General features: G+C 36.1%; 16 protein-coding genes and 1 pseudogene. 4 read left to right on the top strand and 13 right to left on the bottom strand.

Going from position 1 to position 19,278, the window contains the following annotated elements:
• Positions 1 to 5: 5 nt before the first annotated feature.
• The 3 genes from V5M36_RS14935 to V5M36_RS14945 form a co-directional block, all read right to left on the bottom strand.
• A complete protein-coding gene (locus V5M36_RS14935) occupies positions 6 to 704 on the bottom strand; it encodes a hypothetical protein (RefSeq protein ID WP_338560420.1) in 699 nt (232 codons plus the stop codon).
• Positions 705 to 1,402: 698 nt separating this feature from the next.
• The gene (locus V5M36_RS14940; RefSeq protein ID WP_338560423.1) at positions 1,403 to 1,936 is read right to left on the bottom strand and encodes a hypothetical protein; all 534 of its coding nucleotides are present in this window, start codon (positions 1,934 to 1,936) and stop codon (positions 1,403 to 1,405) included.
• The gene (locus V5M36_RS14945; protein ID WP_338560426.1) at positions 1,936 to 2,442 is read right to left on the bottom strand and encodes a hypothetical protein; all 507 of its coding nucleotides are present in this window, start codon (positions 2,440 to 2,442) and stop codon (positions 1,936 to 1,938) included. The genes V5M36_RS14940 and V5M36_RS14945 overlap by 1 nt, the downstream gene beginning before the upstream one ends.
• Before the next feature lie 222 nt (positions 2,443 to 2,664).
• Here V5M36_RS14945 and V5M36_RS14950 point away from each other — a divergent pair.
• Positions 2,665 to 3,106: pseudogene (locus V5M36_RS14950) on the top strand (Dyp-type peroxidase); the annotation flags it as partial.
• 33 nt (positions 3,107 to 3,139) lie between these two features.
• Here the strand turns inward: V5M36_RS14950 and V5M36_RS14955 are convergent.
• The 5 genes from V5M36_RS14955 to V5M36_RS14975 all read right to left on the bottom strand — a co-directional run bounded on the left by V5M36_RS14955 (position 3,140) and on the right by V5M36_RS14975 (position 11,859).
• Positions 3,140 to 3,793, bottom strand: a complete 654-nt coding sequence (locus V5M36_RS14955; RefSeq protein ID WP_338560429.1) for a hypothetical protein — start codon at positions 3,791 to 3,793, stop codon at positions 3,140 to 3,142.
• Positions 3,790 to 6,129 (bottom strand): glucosaminidase domain-containing protein, encoded by a 2,340-nt coding sequence (locus V5M36_RS14960; protein WP_338560432.1) that lies wholly within the window; start codon positions 6,127 to 6,129, stop codon positions 3,790 to 3,792. The genes V5M36_RS14955 and V5M36_RS14960 overlap by 4 nt, the downstream gene beginning before the upstream one ends.
• Position 6,130: 1 nt before the next feature.
• Positions 6,131 to 6,625 (bottom strand): hypothetical protein, encoded by a 495-nt coding sequence (locus V5M36_RS14965; protein WP_338560433.1) that lies wholly within the window; start codon positions 6,623 to 6,625, stop codon positions 6,131 to 6,133.
• Positions 6,612 to 9,959 (bottom strand): type VI secretion system Vgr family protein, encoded by a 3,348-nt coding sequence (locus tag V5M36_RS14970; protein ID WP_338560434.1) that lies wholly within the window; start codon positions 9,957 to 9,959, stop codon positions 6,612 to 6,614. Before V5M36_RS14970 ends, V5M36_RS14965 begins: the two co-directional genes overlap by 14 nt.
• Before the next feature lie 199 nt (positions 9,960 to 10,158).
• Entirely contained in the window at positions 10,159 to 11,859 is a 1,701-nt protein-coding gene (locus V5M36_RS14975; RefSeq protein WP_338560436.1) for an NAD-dependent malic enzyme, read from the bottom strand.
• Positions 11,860 to 12,178: 319 nt separating this feature from the next.
• Here V5M36_RS14975 and V5M36_RS14980 point away from each other — a divergent pair, with 319 nt between their 5' ends.
• A complete protein-coding gene (locus tag V5M36_RS14980) occupies positions 12,179 to 12,778 on the top strand; it encodes a hypothetical protein (protein ID WP_338560440.1) in 600 nt (199 codons plus the stop codon).
• Positions 12,779 to 12,836: 58 nt separating this feature from the next.
• Here the strand turns inward: V5M36_RS14980 and V5M36_RS14985 are convergent, their stop codons facing one another.
• Complete coding sequence (locus tag V5M36_RS14985) at positions 12,837 to 13,112, bottom strand: DUF2798 domain-containing protein (protein ID WP_338560443.1); 276 nt, start codon at positions 13,110 to 13,112, stop codon at positions 12,837 to 12,839.
• A gap of 175 nt (positions 13,113 to 13,287) precedes the next feature.
• On the opposite strand from V5M36_RS14985, the gene argS reads away from it, so the two are divergent.
• Positions 13,288 to 15,078 (top strand): arginine--tRNA ligase, encoded by a 1,791-nt coding sequence (gene argS / locus V5M36_RS14990; protein ID WP_338560445.1) that lies wholly within the window; start codon positions 13,288 to 13,290, stop codon positions 15,076 to 15,078.
• Between the two features lie 153 nt (positions 15,079 to 15,231).
• Entirely contained in the window at positions 15,232 to 15,846 is a 615-nt protein-coding gene (locus V5M36_RS14995) for an SPOR domain-containing protein (RefSeq protein ID WP_338560447.1), read from the top strand.
• Between the two features lie 203 nt (positions 15,847 to 16,049).
• Here the strand turns inward: V5M36_RS14995 and V5M36_RS15000 are convergent, their stop codons facing one another.
• The 4 genes from V5M36_RS15000 to V5M36_RS15015 all read right to left on the bottom strand — a co-directional run bounded on the left by V5M36_RS15000 (position 16,050) and on the right by V5M36_RS15015 (position 19,093).
• Complete coding sequence (locus V5M36_RS15000) at positions 16,050 to 16,676, bottom strand: alpha/beta fold hydrolase (RefSeq protein ID WP_338560449.1); 627 nt, start codon at positions 16,674 to 16,676, stop codon at positions 16,050 to 16,052.
• A gap of 110 nt (positions 16,677 to 16,786) precedes the next feature.
• Positions 16,787 to 17,428, bottom strand: a complete 642-nt coding sequence (locus V5M36_RS15005; protein WP_338560452.1) for a glutathione S-transferase — start codon at positions 17,426 to 17,428, stop codon at positions 16,787 to 16,789.
• A 207-nt stretch (positions 17,429 to 17,635) separates the two neighbouring features.
• A complete protein-coding gene (locus tag V5M36_RS15010; RefSeq protein WP_338560453.1) occupies positions 17,636 to 18,034 on the bottom strand; it encodes an OsmC family protein in 399 nt (132 codons plus the stop codon).
• A gap of 108 nt (positions 18,035 to 18,142) precedes the next feature.
• Positions 18,143 to 19,093, bottom strand: a complete 951-nt coding sequence (locus tag V5M36_RS15015) for a pirin family protein (RefSeq protein ID WP_338560454.1) — start codon at positions 19,091 to 19,093, stop codon at positions 18,143 to 18,145.
• Positions 19,094 to 19,278: the final 185 nt, after the last annotated feature.

The following is a 19,278-nucleotide window of genomic DNA, read 5'->3' on the forward strand; positions in this document are numbered from 1 at the left end:
TTTTACTATTTATTTATTTCAGCTAAATCTAATCCTACATTTTCACAGCCTAGTGTCGCAGAAATACATTTTAAAGAATTACTTAAATCCACTTTAAATATACCCACTCTATCATTACTTGCATACTTTATATTTGCTAAGTAAGTATAAATTCCCTTTTTTGAATTAAATGTAAATTGATCTCCAGATAATAAATTCAGTTGTTTCCCATCTAATTCGCTTTCAGAATTCAAAACAGAAAATGCCGAAAATTTATTCGAATTTATATTATATACATAGGTATTTACTGTGAAACTTCTGAATGGTTTTTTTACATAATCAATCGTACTATTATCACGAACTCTAAGAGCAATAATATTTTTATCGTGATAGAGTAAATTAAAATCAACATTTGATTTTAGAGAAGTTGTTGTCTTAAATAAATTATAAATTTTGTCATTATTCAAAATTTGAACACCATATTTTTTTAATGTATATTTTTTACCCGCTTTATTATTTTCAATATCTCCAAAATCTGTTAATTTTATTTTTATATTTTTACTAATAACCGAGTAATTATTAAAAGTATCTATAAATTCTACTGGTGCATTTATTTGAATACTATCTTGATTTGTATCATTCCAACTATTGATTGATTTTGAAAATCCAATAGGAATAATTAAATTAATACTCAAAAGCAAACCTAACGCTTTAATATTTTTCATGAATTTTCTTTTTCCAATAGGCTTTACTGCATACAGATTTAAAAGATTAGACTTATACGAAGCTAATCAAATTTAATATTTAACTTGGGGATGAGATCGAATTTTTTATGTATTAAGTGCTATTAGTATAGACGGATTCAATTGTCCATTTAAAAAGGTCTGATCTAGTAAATCACTAATTACCTGTGAATCGCTGAAATTACTTGTGATGATCTTAACAGACCCTATCTGCAAAGTTAAAGTGTCTATGTCAATATACAGTTATACCAATGGTTGCTGTATTTTGAATGATATTACTCATGCTTTTCTTTACCATAAATTAACACGAATCACGAATAAGAAATTGACTTGAAAAATAATGGGACTAGGGCCATGAGTTGAGGTTCCACACCAAACCTTATACCCTATTCCTGATGTTCAATAGTACCGAATTATTCTGCGTAATTGATGACTTTTTTCTTAAATTTGAAGTAACTTATTGGAAATTTCTAAAATAAAGCTATCGCAATTTAACCCAAATCTTGGTCAAGGAAGCGAAAACTATTCATATTGAAACATAAACATGATTTTAATCATAAAAAAGTCTACTCTTTACTCTGATAAAGCTAAAAATTAAGCATGAAACTATATTTATACGAAGATTTTAAAGGAAAATTATTATCCGCGATTCTTGTTAATAATATATAAATTTCAAATGTTTAAGCACAACCTTCCATCAGAGTAAGATTTTCGTTACCAATGCTAATCGAAGTAATGACTTTATCTTCAACATCGTATCGTGTTCCGACTTTCTTTGATGCATCATTCCATAAGATCAAAGCATAATCACCTGATTCACCATAAGGATTTTTGATTTGCTGTAATAGTTTTGATTCATGTTTAGCATAAATTTTTTCCTCATCTTCACCTACATTAATATCAGTATATGAGCTAATATTAATGTCTTTTGTAGAGATAACCGATATTTTATCATTAATAATTTGAAACTGGACATCAGTCTCTAATCCATTATTCGCAAAATAACATTCATTAATTCTACTGTCTTCAATCTCATCTAGTTTATAGGATGATGCTTTATCGTTTATTTTTAATCCTGCATAACTATCTTTGGAAAAGCTACTTTGGTTTGATGTAACTTTATCAACTTTATTATTAATAGAACAAGCAGTTAGTATTATGGTACCAACTAAAAATAAAATTAAATAGTTGAATTTTTGAGCATTTAATATCATCAGACTTCCTCAACTAAAGGTGAAAAATCATGAAGATGGACATGATTATGATGCCCACTCCATGATTTAGAATATGGTAATAGTTTATTATTTTTAACTTTAACAGGGTTTGATCCAAATAGTTTATATCCAAATTTATATAATTCATTTACGAATGCAACATTTTTATCCCAGTCAAAGTGGTTATGTGAGGTATAAGTCTTCTCTGTCATATGCCTATTATTAATTGCAATATATCTAAAGTCACCATTTTCACCATTAAGATGAGAAACACTCTCCCCAGGTGAACCATCCTGACAACTAAACCCCGAACCAGTATATTCAGCATACCCTAGATTAAACATTGCACCCAAAACTGCCGAAAGCGCAAGTCCAGATATATAATATCGCCCATCATCACTTACAATTGACCATTTATAACCAATATTTCCTTTTTTATACTGACTATGCTTTCTTTGATCTATTAAATATATCGATCCCTTACCTTTCCCCCCTTTGAAGACCATCTTGGAGCAATATTAAATTTGGATTTCCCTAAATTATGTGTTGTTCCATTAGCTTCATAATAAATAAACTCAGCATAACCCGTAGCCGCTCTATTTTCTCTCTTAATCTTCCCATCATTATAAATATGATAGCGCGTTGAATCACTTGTCGGAGAAGACTGATTACTAGCACTGATTTAAAATTTATCACTATTTTCCGTATGTGTATTTTGCTATATTGCTTTAGGAGAAGAGTCGGGTTTGTTCGCTGATGGCTCTTTTGTATTTGCTCAGCGCTATGCACATGATTTAGAGAAATGGAAAAAATTAAAAGTTGATGCTCAAGAACACGTGATTGGTCGTACCAAATTAGAATCAATCGAGCTTGATGATGATATAAAACCTGAGAATGCTCATACTGCTCGTGCTATCGTTGAAGATGGACAAGGTGAAGAAATGGAGATTCTACGTCACTCACTGCCATATGGTGATGGCCACGGTGATCAAGGTTTATTCTTTTGCTTATACCAAAAATTTGAGTATTTTGGTTGAAATGTTAAAACAGATGTTCGGTACATCTGGTGATGGTATCCATGACCGTTTACTTCATTTTGTTACAGCGGTAGACGGAGCTTACTTCTTTGCACCAGGTGAAGAGTTGTTGGAAGAGATTTTGGAAGGTTAAATAAAAAAGCCGACTAGAGTCGGCTTTTTTTAATTAAATAATTCTGAAATAAATTCTTTCATCCTGAGAACATACTCCATAGAATACTCCTGAATAATTATTATTTGGATCTAGATGACTCATATATGACTTACAATCTAATAAAAAAGTATTGTCTTTCTGTTTTTCCAAAATAATTTTCTGTGTTTGATTAAACGAATATTTATCATAATATTCATTAAGATAATAAATACTTTCTTTGAATGTTGATGATTCAATATCTTTAAAAGAATCGCCACCACCGATTGGATTCATCTTTCCATAAGTCTGAAATATTTTATCAACGTTAAAAATTAATTTTTCACTACTTTGAGACGACGTTAACTTTGCCCATCCCATCTCTATATTTTCAGCCATAATATTTTTATAAAAAATTTCATATTCTTTATCATCCTTTTTTATAAAAAATTCATCTTGCATAGGATCATAAGCATTGAAGACAAAATTCCCATGAATAATGCTTGGCTCTAAAACAATACAATTATTTTTCATATCACATTGCTTAAAAGCATAATAAAAAATATCTTTTTTATCACTTTTTGAACCATCATTACTTTTAGGCTCCTTTATAATGACATCTTTTTGCTGATCGTATCCATTACAACCTGCTAATAAACCAAATATTAAAAACGAATAATAAAATTTCATTGTATGATCTCAATATGCATAGCGCCCTCACCTTTAGCATCACCAGGAATAAATCCTGATATTTTTTCTTCAGATTTAGCTTTGATACATACTTGTTTAAATTTTTTACCTAATTCACTTAGATTTGTATTACTACCGAATCCATTACTATTCAAACCTATATCAACTACGTTAATTTTTTTATACTGCTCTTGAGATACACAATGTAAAGATACTCTCTGCCCTTTACTCTGTAATTCTAAAATTTTTTCTACCATTTTTTCCAATGTAGCATCTTTAGATAAGCCTCTCTTCTTACACTCATCACGTACTCTTTTCACAGCCTCTCCAGCTGCAGCATAATTAATGGTTGTACTATACATTGCATTAGCTTGGGATTCTGGCGTCCTGATAGTACTAGTTATAAGAATTCCTCTCATTCCTGCTTCTTTTGCAAGATAAGCTAATACATTTTTTGTTTTTTGACTAACTATATCTTGCCTCCATTTTTCAGCTACACCGTTAAATCCTACACTAATTCCCTCTACACCTGCCGGAATACTTGGTTTATCGATTTTTAAAACAAGAGTCTGTTTTGACTCACTAATCACTATACTACCTTGCTTCGTCTGCGTGCCAGAAACAAGACTATAAACATTAACCTCTTTACCAATTAGACCTTTGTGTTTTTTAATCCCATTACCATCTTGACCAGAAGTATGATTTCTTTTTTTCCCGTCATATTCCAACACATAAGAAATACCACTCTCCAATTGATTGGTCTTTTTATTGATCGTACGTATTTCAAACTCACCATCACGATTGATCATTTTAATTGGATGACCATTGCCCCCCCGAATGTCAGCTTGACTTATAGGAGCTGTTTTATCTTCACTCACCTTTTGAGTTTTAGGTTCGGATTTAGGTTGCTCTTCCGTTGTAGTTGTTGGTTTTTTCGTAGCTGTAGAAGCTGTAAGCACATCTTGACGCTCATATTTTTCTCTTATGAGATAGGTATATTCAAGTATTTGTGAATCAAGCACCTTATCAGGCACCACTACATTCCCTTGAGGGAGAGTTAATTTGATTTTTAAGCCAGCCAGACCTGTCAATAAAATTAAGCCATTCACGTCTGTAACCTTAGGTTTTTGTTGCCCTCGATAGTGCGAAATCACATAATAATTAGACATAGCTTTAGATTTATCGTGATTAAATAGTTTGATTCGAATTTTAACTAAAGGTAATTTCACCACTTGAGTCTGTTCATTATTGACTAAAAATTCAGTAACTTTTTGAGAAAAGTCCCCCTTAGCACTACTTACAAAAACTTCAAGCTTCTGCCCCCTCTCTGCTGTAATTTTTTCTTCTCCCTGACCATTAAGCATATGTTCTTTTAAATTATTTTTATAACGAATTGCATATTTTAAATCAGGTATTGCCTTAGAAGAATCTCCTTCAATAATTTGAATTTTAAAGCTTACATCATTACTTTGAGCTGTCGCTGTAGTTGTTGGAGCAGGTGAAGGACTATTAGCAACATTCACCTCTTGATGTTTAACGTTATTTACTGAAGGATTTCCTTGATGTTCTTCAAGTTTATCTGCAATAACAGTGGAACTTTGCTGTACTTTAATATTAATTGTGCCTTTAACCACAGGAATACGAGCAGGCACGATAATATTATTTTTTTTGAAGCTAATATTGCCTTGTGGTTTGACGACCATTCCAACAATCAACCCTTCTTGAGTCGTTTTCTTTTTTAAGTAAGTCTCTCCATCTAGTGAAATTTCCACTTCTTTATCTCGATATTTATCACCATTTTCTTCTAAAATTGCTGCATTGACGATGTTGCAGTATCCTTCTGACTCGGCAAGTGCTATCGCTCTACGGAACGTACGACCACGAGGAATTTCCAATAAATTATCAGCATATTTGGGATTAGTGGCGAATTTTTTTGCTAACGCGTATACTTCTTTTTCATGATTTCCTCTAACACCATCACTAAAATATTCTTTATAGAATGATTGATTGAGCAGCCAGACAAAACGGTCTTCTAAGGATTCTACATAATCCACATATACACGAAAGTCCGCCTCTTCCATATAAACTTGACCTGTTTTAGCGTTAACTTCAGGCACTGTGAAACGTTTGACAGGCTTACCTTCCCATCCCCCACCAGCTTTTTTAATATTAAATAAATTATATGTACCTGGGAGTACTTTTTCCCCCCAACCTGTTTCTTCAATAAGTTGAGCCATTATCGTTTTCCAATGTACATCATATCGAAACGCAATTTTTCGAACTGGGCAATACAGTTTGGCAGCAAAGTTCAGCTTATCCTCATAGGTATAGGCCATTTTATTTAACCTCGACTAGATATTTTTTCAACTTTTTCTGATCAACAATTAGACCATTGTCAAAATTATTTTTTCCAGTGCATGACATATCTATATATTTTTGATGATTATTAATCAAAAATTTTTGATTAATAGCACAACTCCAATCTCTGTTATAAATTTGATCTTTCAGTTTAGTTCCCTTTTGATCAAAGGTAGTTGCATAAATAAGTGACTGTGCTAAAGATTCAACCGATGTAGTGGTTGTCTGAGACAACACATAGAATTTGTTATTACTATATAAACAATCATGAATAATCGTTTCATGAAATAATTTATTGATAAAAAATTCATTAAATTTTTTATCATTTCCAAACTGAATAAATGATTTATCTGCTGGAATTGAGTCATCAAATTTTTGCTTAAATTGACATAAATTACGCTGTTCATCATTTGCTGCAAATGAGTACATAGGTAGAATTAAGAATGGAAATAACAAAAATTTATACGATTTCATCATTCTCATCCTCATCAAAACAATCACAATCTACATGCTCATATTCACTTTCATCTAAACTTGCAAATAAATCATCATCAGGTTCACATACGCTAATAAATAATGTCCCTTCATCATTTTTTTGAGCATCCAGAAATTTAAATTCTATTTGATCTGACTCATCTGAAAATAAACGGTTTGTTCTAAACTCTTCATCAAGTTCACTAACATACTCAAGATTTTTTGTACGATTAATAAACTTATAAACCAACTCAGTATTTAAAAGATTTTCTGGTATTAAATTTTTAAAATCGATACGTTTACTAAATATTCCACTTTCAGGCATTTTAGGTAATTGAGCATTCACAGTAGCTCCTCCTGTAAAAAGATGCTGCCCTGCTTTACTCTCAAACTTACCACCAGTGGTACTAAATACACCGCTCCCATTAATCTTCAGTTGCGAACCACCAGCAGTCAGTACGATTTCTTTTGGACTCGTGATTTCAATCCTGTCTTCCGTCGAGATTAATTTAATGACTTTTCGAGCAATAGCCTCGATTGCGTCATCCTGTGCTTGAAGTTCAAGTTTTCCTTTTGCTGCAAAAGCTCTTAATCCCTTTTGAGCTGCAAAAAGACTGATCTTATCTTGTGCATGACCAACAATGTTTTTCTGAGCACTTAAGTTAATCGAGCCTTGTGCACTTTCCGCAATATCTTGTGAAGCTTGTAAAATAATATCCTCAGGTGTCGTTAAGGCAATTCCATTGGGGGATGCCAGTAACATCAAAGCTTGTCTAAACAGTTTTCCTTGTTCTTGTTTTTTATCATCCTTACTACTTTCTAGACCTTGAGTATAGCCTTCCATAAAACCTTGTAAGGAATTAAAAGCCTTTGAGGGCGTAATATCAACACCCTTCGCATTTCCAAATCCAGCACATGAAATGAGCCATTTTTCATCAGTAATATCAACATTTGCAATGGCTTGACCCACAGCTTGTATGGCTTGAAAAGGATTATCCTTTATGCCACCTTTAATACTCGCAAATTTACCTTTAATTAACTCTGAACCATGTTCTTCGATATTCTCAATAAACTCTTTTAAGTTATCTAAAACATCCCCTGCATTACCTAAGTAATCATTAAATTCATCTACGATACTTTTACTATTACCACCCAAAGCACCTATTTCCTGAATAAATCCACCACAATCTTTGAGTGCATTTAATGGATCATTCGCTAAACCATTTTTAAATAAATTAACACTCGATTGCATAGCCTGAGCGGTACTTTTCAACTCTAAAGATTGAATAAATTTAGGTAAGCGACTAAGCACATTTAATGAATCTGTCTGTTGCTTCACCGCAATATCACTCAGCATTTTCATGCTTTGCTCACCTTGACTCAACAAAGATTGAGCCTGAGCTGCCTCTAAATGATCTGCTATGGCATGTTCTTGTGCATATGTTGAAATAAGCATGCCTTTTCCAGCGCGTACTGCACCATAGGCATCGGTTCTTAACTCAAAACCTTGACCTCGACCATCACTCTTTTCTTTGTCTTTGGGATGACTAAGATTACCCAAGTTCAGTTGCGTTGCAGCATGACTACTTTGCAGCTGAGTACTGATTTGCCCAGTCGTATCATCAAAACGTAATTGGTTAAATCCAGATCCACCCACTTCAGCAGAGCGAATTCCACTGAGTTTTTTGGTCTCAGGTAACTGACCTTTTACATCAAACATTGTTTGATGACGTTCAGCTTCATGTAAACGTCCAATCACAAATGGACGGTCAACATTGCCATCAAAAAAGTCAATCACCACAATTTCACCAATACGGGGGTGAAATCTAGATCCATACCCTTCACCCGCCCATGAGGTCAATACATCAACCCAAGCTGAGTCAGTATCATTGTCATTTGCTCCTGCACCACCATCATGGCCATGATCATCGGTTCGAGTAAAAACAAAACGAACTTTGATTCTTCCCCACTGATCCACATAAATGGTTTCACCTTCAGGCCCGACAACTTTGGCTCGTTGTGGATAGGCATTTGGACGGTGTTTTAATGGATCATATTCAGGAACAACCGCAACCTTACGCCGAATGATGAATAATTCATTGCCTTGACGCTCTTCAGTTTTTATATTTTGCCAACGACTTGATTCTAAAAGTAATTCAATTTGGCTATTTAAATCTTTAGGTAAATTATTTTGATTGTAAAAATGCTTTTCTAAAATTAAAAACTCTCGATCAGAACCGCTATGTTGATCTATCTCGGGATGTCCAATAAATTCAAACCAATATCCGACATGAGCATCGCGAACACTGCTTTGTGCTGTGAAAAATTTTGACTGTAAATCTTGATATTGACTCAGTTGAGTATTCAATTTTGAAAGTTGAGCCGTGCTCGATGTGGTGGATTGGTCTTCACCCTTTAGATCCGTCATCCATGCTGGACTAATCGTCCAAGCCTGTTCAAGGCTTAAAGTTTCGTTATCTTGTTGATCACTATGAATATGTTTACTTAGACTTGAATCCCCTTGATCTTGTGCCAAGTTATCGGATTGCCAACGCTGAATCTGAATGGCATTTGAACGAATATTTCGCTGAGCCACTAAACTTGAGATCGTATCAAATCGCTCAGTCGCATTACTTCTATGAAAACGAACCTGTTGGCGTTCAAGTTTTTCAAATTGACTATTTTGATCAATTAATCGTATTTTTTGAGGCTGAATTTCGACCGTTGATAATGCTACCGTTTTCTCCGTTTCATCTATCAACCAATTAATGCCTTCACTCCGCCAAAGCCGTGTTAAAAAATCATAATCACTTTCGTTGGCTTGCATGACAAATGGGCGAATATCGTAATCGGATAATAGGTCTTTAGTCGACAACGTTAAACTGGCACTAAACAATGGACTTTTCGACTGCCACTCTTTAAAAATAATCTCGGTAATGTCGACCACGCTCTTATTCATAAACACACGACTATTACGGCGTTTATGCCACAGTGAACTTGCATCTTCGAGTGTGAGCTTATACACCGTTAAGGCCCCGTCACTTTGACCCTGACTGGCACCAGTAATAATACCCGTAGTGCGTGTAAGTTTACCTAAATCAGTGACTTGATCGACTGCAACCTGACAGCCTATGAATTGTTTAAGTTGAATATGCGCATTGGTCGAAAGACATAAGAGCTCCGCTTTTATACCTTGATTAATGACGTGCTGACCTTGAATCCGTTGAATAAACACTTGGCTATTTAAGTGTGAATTTGAGAATTGAATATGCAATGCCCGTTTTTGCAAACTCAGCCCTAAAACTTCGATCAAAGCATTGATATTTTTTTGCATTCTTATGCATCGTTGTTGTTATTTTATTGAAGTCTAAATCATATCCGGTTAAAAATCACCCAAATATTTGTTAAAAATATTAAAAAATAAAAAAAGAGGAAACAACGAGTTGCTTCCTCTTTTAATCGCTTAGTTCATCTCAATACATACTTTAAAAATAGGCTACTGATCAGAATAGTCCGCTTAGAAATAAACGTGTTTAGAACGGAATACGCTTATAACGACGGTATTCTGGTTTCCAGAAATTGTCTTCAATGCTTTTGAGGAGCAACTCATCACTTAATGGTAAGGCAACACCATCTGCAATCGCCGCTTGTGCAACCTTAAAGGCAATGATTTTAGAGACTTTTTGTAGATCATCTAAATCAGGCAATAAATCTGCATCTGGATCGTGTAATTTAGGTGAGCAGTCTGCTAATGCCATACTTGAAGCCATAAGCATGTTGTCTGTCACTCGTGTCGCCTGAGACGCGATTACCCCTAAACCAATACCAGGGAAAATATAAGAATTATTACACTGCGAAATATGATGAACTTTGCCATTATGAGTCACGGGTAAAAATGGCGAGCCTGTTGCAATCAGCGCTTTACCATCTGTCCAGTGAATAATATCTGCAGGAACAGCTTCAACACGTGATGTTGGATTAGAGAGTGGCAAGATAATCGGATGTTCACAGTTCGCAGCCAACGTACGAATAATTTCTTCTGTAAATAAACCAGGTTGGCCTGATACACCGATCAAAACTGTAGGCTTCGCATTCTTGACGACATCAAGTAATGAAATCATCCCATCCACATCAGCCCATGCTGAAACGGAATCGGTATTTTGTACCAGCTTACGTTGGAAATCGACCAAATTAGGTTGATTGTCCGTGATTAAACCAAAACGATCCACCATGTAAATACGTGCACGCGCTTCGGTATCTGTTAAACCTTCAGCAACCATCTGCGCAACAATTTGCTCTGCGATACCACAGCCAGCAGAACCTGCACCCAAGAATGCAACTGTTTGGTCTTTAAGCTGTTTACCCGCAGCACGACTCGCTGCAATCAAACTACCGACAGAAACGGCCGCTGTACCTTGAATGTCATCATTGAAACAGCAGTATTGATCGCGATATTTCTCCAATAAAGGCATCGCATTTTTTTGCGCGAAATCTTCAAATTGAATCAATGCTTTCGGCCAGCGACGTTTAACGGCGATCAGGACTTCATCTATAAAGTTGTAATACTCATCTCCGCTAATACGCGGTTGGTTCCAGCCCAAATAAATCGGATCATTTAACAATTGACTGTTGTTGGTCCCCACATCAATCGTAATCGGTAAGGTATACGCAGGGCTAATCCCACCACAAGCGGTATAAAGTGACAATTTACCGATTGGAATACCCATACCTCCGATGCCCTGATCACCGAGACCTAAGATTCGTTCACCATCTGTAATCACAATCACTTTTACATTGTTTTTATTCACATTTTGTAAAATATCATCGATATGTTGACGATCTGGATATGAAATAAATACACCGCGATGACGACGATAAATATCTGAGAAACGTTGGCAAGCTTCACCGACTGTTGGCGTATAAATAATCGGCATCATTTCCGATAAATGCTGTTCAATTAAATGGTAAAACAAGGTCTCGTTGGTATCTTGAATATTTCTTAAATAAATATGTTTATTAATATCATCATTAAAAGAAGTGTACTGTTGATATGAACGTTGATGTTGTTCTTCTATAGTCTCGATGACGTGCGGCAATAAGCCATGCAAGTTAAAATTCGAGCGTTCATCTTCAGTAAAAGCAGAACCTTTATTGAGTAATGGTAGCTCAAGTAAGGTAAAACCAGCGTAAGGGGTATAAAGCGGATGTTTAGTCGATAATTTTGCAGATGTCATTTCCAGTCTCATTCATTTGGCAGTTCGCCATAACTTCAGTCCAATTTGACTTCAGCACTTCTATATTCAGGTCATAGCTTAAGCCTATTTTTGGCCAATTAGATATTTAGAAAATTGATAATGATATTGCCACTATTTTTAATATTGATAAGTTAAGGTTTTTCGTTCATTTGGGTCTAAATATCACTTTTTTAAACTGCATTTTTCGCAATTGCGCTAATTTGTTAATTTTTACTGCTGCTTTAACATTATTAGATAAGATAGAACATAGACCTTATCCATGAAAAAAAACTAAATCTTTTAGATTATCGAGTAAATTATGAATATTTATTTTAAAGCACCTTGTGCGATCTTAGCTTTATCAGTGCTCTTTGCAACTTCAGGCTGTCAAAGCATTTCAGAAAAAACCTCAAAAGTAAGTGAAAAAGCATTATCAATGGTCGGTTTAGGTGAAAAAAAAGTGCCTGAAATCGATAAAAAAGGTGTAGTTGATATTAGTAAGACCACCTTAGAACAAATTGAAAAATTAACTCAAAATATGCCCGTTGGACAATGGGTTTACATCGAAAATGATTTACAAGGGATTTATAATTTACAAAATAAAGCCAAAGATGGCCATATGCTATTTATGCGTTTGAATTGTAAAAACACCTCACAAAAATCAGGTTTTTCCATTCAAAATGCCGAAGGCCAAGAGGTTTTAAAATCTAATGATCCACAGGCTGGTGCAATTCAAGTCCTGCTAGACAATAAAAATTACAGCAACCCTTTTGATCTGATCAATGCCAAGAAATCAGAAACCTTTAAACTCGAACTCAAGAAAGCCAAAGTAATCAAAGTATTTAATGCCTCAAAGCTTTATACCTTTGAAAATGGCAAAGCTGAATTATTGGATAAACCAGTAAGTTGCCATCTCTAACCATCTCTGTGGATGGTAGTGAATCATGCTTCCAGATTTTATAACCATCTGGTGAATATTAATTCAGCGGTGGTATGTTCACTAACTTTGCAGTCAATTTACGCACCAAAGGCAATAAAAATAACACGATAGGAAATGCAAATGCCCATGACAACATCCAGTTGTGAAACCAAAGTGCCATAAAACCCTCAATCCAGCCTAAATTACGCAGCATCGTAATCATGGAAATAATGCCACTCATTAAACATGACAAAATAAATGGGATGACCACCATTGCCCATTTGGCTGGAAGTTTTGGAATATTTCCAATAATTTTAGGTGTTTCAGCAGTCATGTTTAATGCTTAAAAAATAGAATTCGTATCATTTTACGCCGCTGTGTTTTACTTTTCTTCATTTAATTGATTTTTTACATCGAATAAGTTTTATTCAATACAAATGCATTCACCTAAAGCATCTTAAATTTGCTATATTTGCTGTTTTTCTGCGACATTAATTTTTAGATAAATTATGAATACGGCAATACAAGCAGCTCTCGATCATGCAGTTCAATCTCTTCAAACTGAAGGGGTTCTCCCATCCGACTTTAACAACAACGGAAACCTAACGCGTACTAAAGACCGAAGTCACGGTGATTTCGCGTCTAATATTGCGATGATCGCCTCTAAAGCTGCAGGTATGAAGCCTCGTGATTTAGCTGAAAAAATTCTTGCAGCACTTCCTGACGTTGCAGAGATTACGAAAGCTGAAATTGCTGGCCCAGGCTTTATCAATTTCTTCTTAAATGCAGACCAACGTTTTGCAGTATTGGATCAGATTCAAACACAAAAAAATCAGTTTGGTCTAACACAAGTTAATGCTGCTAAGAAAATCCAAGTTGAATTTGTATCTGCAAACCCGACGTCAAGCCTTCATGTAGGTCATGGTCGTGGTGCAGCATACGGAATGACGGTTGCAAACTTGTTAGAAGCAACAGGTGCAACAGTTGACCGTGAGTACTATGTGAATGATGCAGGCCGTCAAATGGACATCCTTGCGACATCAACATACCTCCGTTATTTAGAGTTAACAGGTCAAGAACTGGTTTTCCCTAAAAATGCGTATCAAGGCGATTACGTTAAAGAAATCGCACAAAGCATTATTGCTCAAGATGGCACTGCATATGTCCGTCCTGTTGCTGACGTCTATAAAGATGTTCCTGAAGACGTGCAATTTGCAGATGAGTTGGACAGTGAAGGCAATAAGGTTGTACTTTCTGGTGATAAAGAAAAGCACATCGACGGTTTGATCTTTAATTCGCAAGCACTCATTGGTACAGGTTACCGTGTGTTTTTACAAGCAGCGCTTAAAGCCATTCTTGATGATATTAAGGATGACCTAGGCGAGTTTGGTGTGACCTTCAACCAATGGTTCAGCGAAGAATCATTGACTGATAAAATTACTGAAGCACTTGAAACACTGGATCAGCGTGGCTTCTTGTATGAAAAAGATGGCAACATTTGGTTCAAATCAACTGATTTTGGTGATGAAAAAGACCGTGTAGTAAAACGCCGTAACGGTCAAACTACGTATTTTGCCTCTGACATCGCTTACCATTTAGATAAGTTACAACGTGGCTACACCGAGATCGTCGATATCTGGGGTTCAGATCACCATGGTTATATTGCACGTGTTAAAGCTGCAATTGATGCGTTGGGTTATGACTCTAAAAAATTAACCGTACTTTTGGTTCAGTTTGTAAGCTTGTGGCGTAGTGGCGAAATGGTTCAAATGTCATCTCGTTCAGGTCAATTCGTGACTTTGCGCGACCTGCGTAAAGAAGTGGGTAATGATGCTGCTCGCTTTTATTATGTGATGCGTAAATCTGAACAACACATCGATTTTGACTTAGATCTTGCAGTGTCTCAAAGTAAAGACAATGCGGTGTATTACATTCAATATGCGCATGCTCGTATTTGTCGTATGCTTGAAAAAGCGACAACCACAGCAGTTAATTTTGATGCTTTACACGCACGTGAATTCGCGTCTCGTTTGGATCTAGATACTGAAACTGAAATTCTGGCAAAACTTGCAGCTTATCCTGAAGTGATTGTACGAGCGGCGAATAGCTATGAACCTCATCAAGTCGGTAACTACTTGAAAGAGCTTGCAGCATTGTTCCATGGCTGGTACAACGAAAATAAAGTATTAGGTGATGATGCGGAATTAACCCAAGCACGTTTATTGTTATCGAGTAATGTTCAGCAAGTCTTACGTAATGGTTTAGAGTTACTTGGTGTTTCTGCACCAGAAAGCATGTAAATAGTGCTTTAGGATGCTTTTTAAAATTGCATCCTATTCAAATTGTTGAACAATGAGTGCTTTTATTCACGGTGTTTCGTGGTAAATATTACAAATCAAATTACATGGTTATAACAAGTAGCCATGTAATATTCAAAAATGAGAGGTTTCCACGTGTTTGGAAAGACGCAACGCGGTGTATCTGAAAGACCCAATAAGCCTAAAAAGTCTTTGATTCCCAAATGGCTTGGTATGCTTGTGCTTGTTTTAATCGTGTTAAGTTTTGCTGTAGCACTTATGCTATGGAAACCTTGGGAACCCGTTAAACCTCGTAGCAATGATGTGACTTCTGAGCATTATCAAGAAGAAACCAACAATGACTATCGTTTTTATGATTTGTTGCCGCAACAACAAGTGACACCGATTCCTGATCAGGCCGTTCCTGAAAATCAACAGGTCAATACTGCTCCTGTCATTGTTGAAGCGCCAGTGATTACTGCACCACCGACAACGGATGAAACGGGTTTAATTGAGTCAACAGAGCCAGTCGTTGCAGCAAAACCAAGTTTTATCTTACAAGTTCGTAGTTATCCAGATCCAGATAGTGCTGATGCTCGACGTGCGGAGATTATTCTCAATGGTTTGTCTGCAGATGTGATGAAAACCACTGAAGGCGGCCAGACATGGTATCGAGTTGTTTCTGGACCTTATGATTCACAACAAGCTGCCGTGATCGCACAACAAACTTTGCAACACAGCGGTATCGATTCAATTGTTGTGAAGCGATAAGCGCTTCTATCGTTATATATAGCTTTTTATCTTCTTTAAATAAAAACCATCGCAAGATGGTTTTTTTGATCCTGAAAAATGACTGAATGAAATCATGCATTTTCCAGTTGAACAGTATTGCTCATATTTCTTGAATATCATCGGACTTGAAGAATCGATAAAGCCAAAAGAATCATTATTATTTAATATATATAAATTTTTGCTCACTCACGCAGATGAGTCTTTATAAAATCATCAATCCATTGCGACACTTGGTGGGCATGTACTTTTGCTAAATCATGCTGTCCATCCTTCACAATTTTCAATGTTGAATATTTTAGTTTTGATTGTAAATACTGCCCTACCGCAACGGGACTAATAGAATCGGAATCCCCCCATAGCAATAAGACTGGACATTGAATATGCTGTAATTGATCATCTAAATATTCATGATGTTGAACAAACCAATCAGGCACGGAGAGGTCTTTTTGATAGGCAGTACGCCAGTCGACAACATCGAAGAAACTCATATCTATTCCCCCTGATGTTGCGACCAAAACCAGAGCTTGAATTAATTCTGGTTTTTGCAATGCCATTTGAACCGCAAAAATCCCACCCATTGATTGTGCAATCAACACAGTCGGTTCAACAATCTGACTCAGCACATGATTTTGCAAATCTTGAAAGCTTTGAACCTCAGGATTAGGCTCATATTCGCTAAACTCTGGATAAAAAATCACTTTTTTTGACCATTGCTCGGGCAATTTCTCCATCACGGGTTGCCAAAACTTTGTACTTCCAGATGCACCGGGAAGAAAAGTTAATTCCCTACAATTGCTTTCCACAATCATTGTTAAGCTCTATTGGTTTTTGTTCTTAGTCTTGAGTCAGAGTTACTTTTGACTCTAAGTTAGTTTTTACTCTGAGTCAGTTTTTACTCTGAATCAGTCTGTACTCTGAGTCAGTCTTTGCTTTTAGCCTTAGCACTTACATAATGAGGGCGTTGAGTAATTCTTTGAACGAATTTCTCAATGTTTGGATATTTTTTTCCCATACGTTCTTGGATCGCAATTAAAGGAAAACTCATTTGAATATCTGCAAAAGAAAACTCTCCAGCGAAATAATCATTATTTTTTAAATATTGTTCTAGAAACTCCACGTGTTCATTTAAACGAGGCTTCGTAAATCCATCTTGCACGCCATCAACAATTTTATTGGCCAGTGGTCTCACAATAAAAGGGACTTTGGGTGGAACCAAAGACAACACTAAAGTCATGACCAGTAATGGCATGAGTGAACCTTCTGCATAATGCATCCAATAATTATATTGATTTAAATCTTGAGCATTGGTCGGCTTAAACTTATTTTCAGCATCATAATTATGCTGTAAATAATCTAAAATGACCGCAGACTCTGCAACGGTCAAATCGCCGTCGGTTAGAATTGGGGCTTTACCCAATGGGTGTACAGCTTTGAGCTCAGGCGGTGCAGACATGGTCGGAAGACGCTTATAATGCTTGATCTGATAATCAACGCCTAATTCTTCTAATGCCCATAAAATTCTTAATGAACGTGATTGTTCTAAGTGATGCAATGTAATCATTATTTTCACCTCAGCTTTGAGCTTCGACTATAGCTTAGATTCATAAAAAAATGACATCCTGCTTTACACAAAATGTCATTTTATATACCGATTCAACACCATAAAAACGAAGCCATTTCACCTTTCCATAAAAAGCTATTTTGCTTTTATATAAAGGGCTCCATGAGCTATGTTTATATTTAGCGTCATATGTTTACAGTCTTATATTTAGAGCAATGTCGTCTTAATTTCTACACTTCGCAATAAAGTCTTGGTCACAGGTGTCTTTTGACAAATATCCAAAACTTTTTGCTGTAGCTCTGCTGAGAGTGGCTGAGCAAATTTCAAACGGCGCTCAATCCATTCTTGGCCTTCTTTATTGGCATTGAAATCAGCTTCAACTTGAAACTCACCCAAATCGATGTCTTTATGTTTGACATACATTCTTAAGGTAATCATGGTGCAAGAAATTAAGCCAGAACAGATAAAATCATAAGGCGCCAAACCTTGATCTTGACCACCAAATGATTCTGGTTTATCTGTTATTAATTGATGCTTACCACTCGTCACATCCCCTGACCAAGGCTCAGGACGTGTTTGAACTTTCGCATTTGCAATAATCGCCATGTTTTAATCCTTATTTTAAGCTCATTGTCATTTTTATCGCATTCGAACGCTTAAGTTCGGAATGCTTAATATTTGAATACTTAACGTTGGAAAACGAGAATTCAATGTTTATTTTGAAGCGCGCATACTGTCTGGAAATACAGGAGCTTCTAGACGTTTGCCTGTATACGATGGTATCGAACCGAAGCGTTCATTGCCATTCACCCATTGATCACGAGCAGTTTTCAATTCTTCTTGCGTACGACCCACAAAATTCCACCATAATAAAATCGGAGATTCAAACGGCTCGCCACCTAAGAGTAAAACACGGCTATTGGCATGGATGGTCACTTCAATTTCAGTCAACCCTGGCTCTAACACCACCAAATTATCCGAATCCAGATGATGCCCATTGATCACCGCCGTGCCTTCAAGCGCCATAAAACCATATTCAAATGCTGGATTAAGGGTGAGACGTGTGGTTACTTGCTCTGTCGCAGTCAGATCGACCCCCAATAAAGGAGTATGTACTTGTACTGGGGATGTGGTATTTAAAAACTCACCAACCAGAACTGTATATTCGACACCGTCTTTCTGGACCACGGGAAGCTCAGGATAATGTTCAAATTTAGGATCGATTTGCAGCTTATCGTCGGGTAAAGCAATCCAAAGCTGTGCCGCATGCATTTTTGTTTCTGAGTCTGGTGCAACTTCTGTATGCGAAATTCCACGACCTGCAGTCATTAAGTTCACTTGTTTGGGTTGAATCAATTGATCTGTCGTACCTAAGCTATCGCTATGTAACATGGTGCCTTCAATCATCCATGTAAAAGTCTGCAAACCTATATGCGGATGTGGCCCTACATCTAAACCATCGCCTTGTGGAAAACTTACAGGACCTGCATGATCAAGGAAGCACCATGCTCCAATGAGGCGTTTGTGACGGCTCGGTAGTGCACGCTTAATGACGGTGCCCTTGCCAATTTCTGCTGATCGGATTTGAAAGTCTTGTATAAATTGATTAACGTATTTTTCACAGTCATCTGAATGAGAAATTTCGGTGTAATTGGTATTGGTCATGTTCTTATCCTAGAAATCTTTAGCGCTGTTGATGTCGGCGCATTGCTTAACATCTTTTTATTGATCTTAGCGATTCGGCTGCATTTTACCTAGACCTATCTTAATACGATGAATACTAAAGATAGGACAATAAGTATTTTCATAGTAGAAATTTCATTCTTCTTCAAATATGATAAAAACATAAA

It is taken from the genome of Acinetobacter sp. KS-LM10, assembly GCF_036896575.1.
Lineage (GTDB): Bacteria > Pseudomonadota > Gammaproteobacteria > Pseudomonadales > Moraxellaceae > Acinetobacter > Acinetobacter avistercoris.

What these genes read in the sequence shown, in the direction of transcription:
- V5M36_RS14935 (WP_338560420.1), bottom strand. Translation starts at nt 704, where the DNA reads ATGAAAAATATTAAAGCGTTAGGTTTGCTTTTGAGTATTAATTTAATT.
- V5M36_RS14940 (WP_338560423.1), bottom strand. Translation starts at nt 1,936, where the DNA reads ATGATATTAAATGCTCAAAAATTCAACTATTTAATTTTATTTTTAGTT.
- V5M36_RS14945 (WP_338560426.1), bottom strand. Translation starts at nt 2,442, where the DNA reads ATGGTCTTCAAAGGGGGGAAAGGTAAGGGATCGATATATTTAATAGAT.
- V5M36_RS14955 (WP_338560429.1), bottom strand. Translation starts at nt 3,793, where the DNA reads ATGAAATTTTATTATTCGTTTTTAATATTTGGTTTATTAGCAGGTTGT.
- V5M36_RS14960 (WP_338560432.1), bottom strand. Translation starts at nt 6,129, where the DNA reads ATGGCCTATACCTATGAGGATAAGCTGAACTTTGCTGCCAAACTGTAT.
- V5M36_RS14965 (WP_338560433.1), bottom strand. Translation starts at nt 6,625, where the DNA reads ATGAAATCGTATAAATTTTTGTTATTTCCATTCTTAATTCTACCTATG.
- V5M36_RS14970 (WP_338560434.1), bottom strand. Translation starts at nt 9,959, where the DNA reads ATGCAAAAAAATATCAATGCTTTGATCGAAGTTTTAGGGCTGAGTTTG.
- V5M36_RS14975 (WP_338560436.1), bottom strand. Translation starts at nt 11,859, where the DNA reads ATGACATCTGCAAAATTATCGACTAAACATCCGCTTTATACCCCTTAC.
- V5M36_RS14980 (WP_338560440.1), top strand. Translation starts at nt 12,179, where the DNA reads ATGAATATTTATTTTAAAGCACCTTGTGCGATCTTAGCTTTATCAGTG.
- V5M36_RS14985 (WP_338560443.1), bottom strand. Translation starts at nt 13,112, where the DNA reads ATGACTGCTGAAACACCTAAAATTATTGGAAATATTCCAAAACTTCCA.
- argS (WP_338560445.1), top strand. Translation starts at nt 13,288, where the DNA reads ATGAATACGGCAATACAAGCAGCTCTCGATCATGCAGTTCAATCTCTT.
- V5M36_RS15000 (WP_338560449.1), bottom strand. Translation starts at nt 16,676, where the DNA reads ATGATTGTGGAAAGCAATTGTAGGGAATTAACTTTTCTTCCCGGTGCA.
- V5M36_RS15005 (WP_338560452.1), bottom strand. Translation starts at nt 17,428, where the DNA reads ATGATTACATTGCATCACTTAGAACAATCACGTTCATTAAGAATTTTA.
- V5M36_RS15010 (WP_338560453.1), bottom strand. Translation starts at nt 18,034, where the DNA reads ATGGCGATTATTGCAAATGCGAAAGTTCAAACACGTCCTGAGCCTTGG.
- V5M36_RS15015 (WP_338560454.1), bottom strand. Translation starts at nt 19,093, where the DNA reads ATGACCAATACCAATTACACCGAAATTTCTCATTCAGATGACTGTGAA.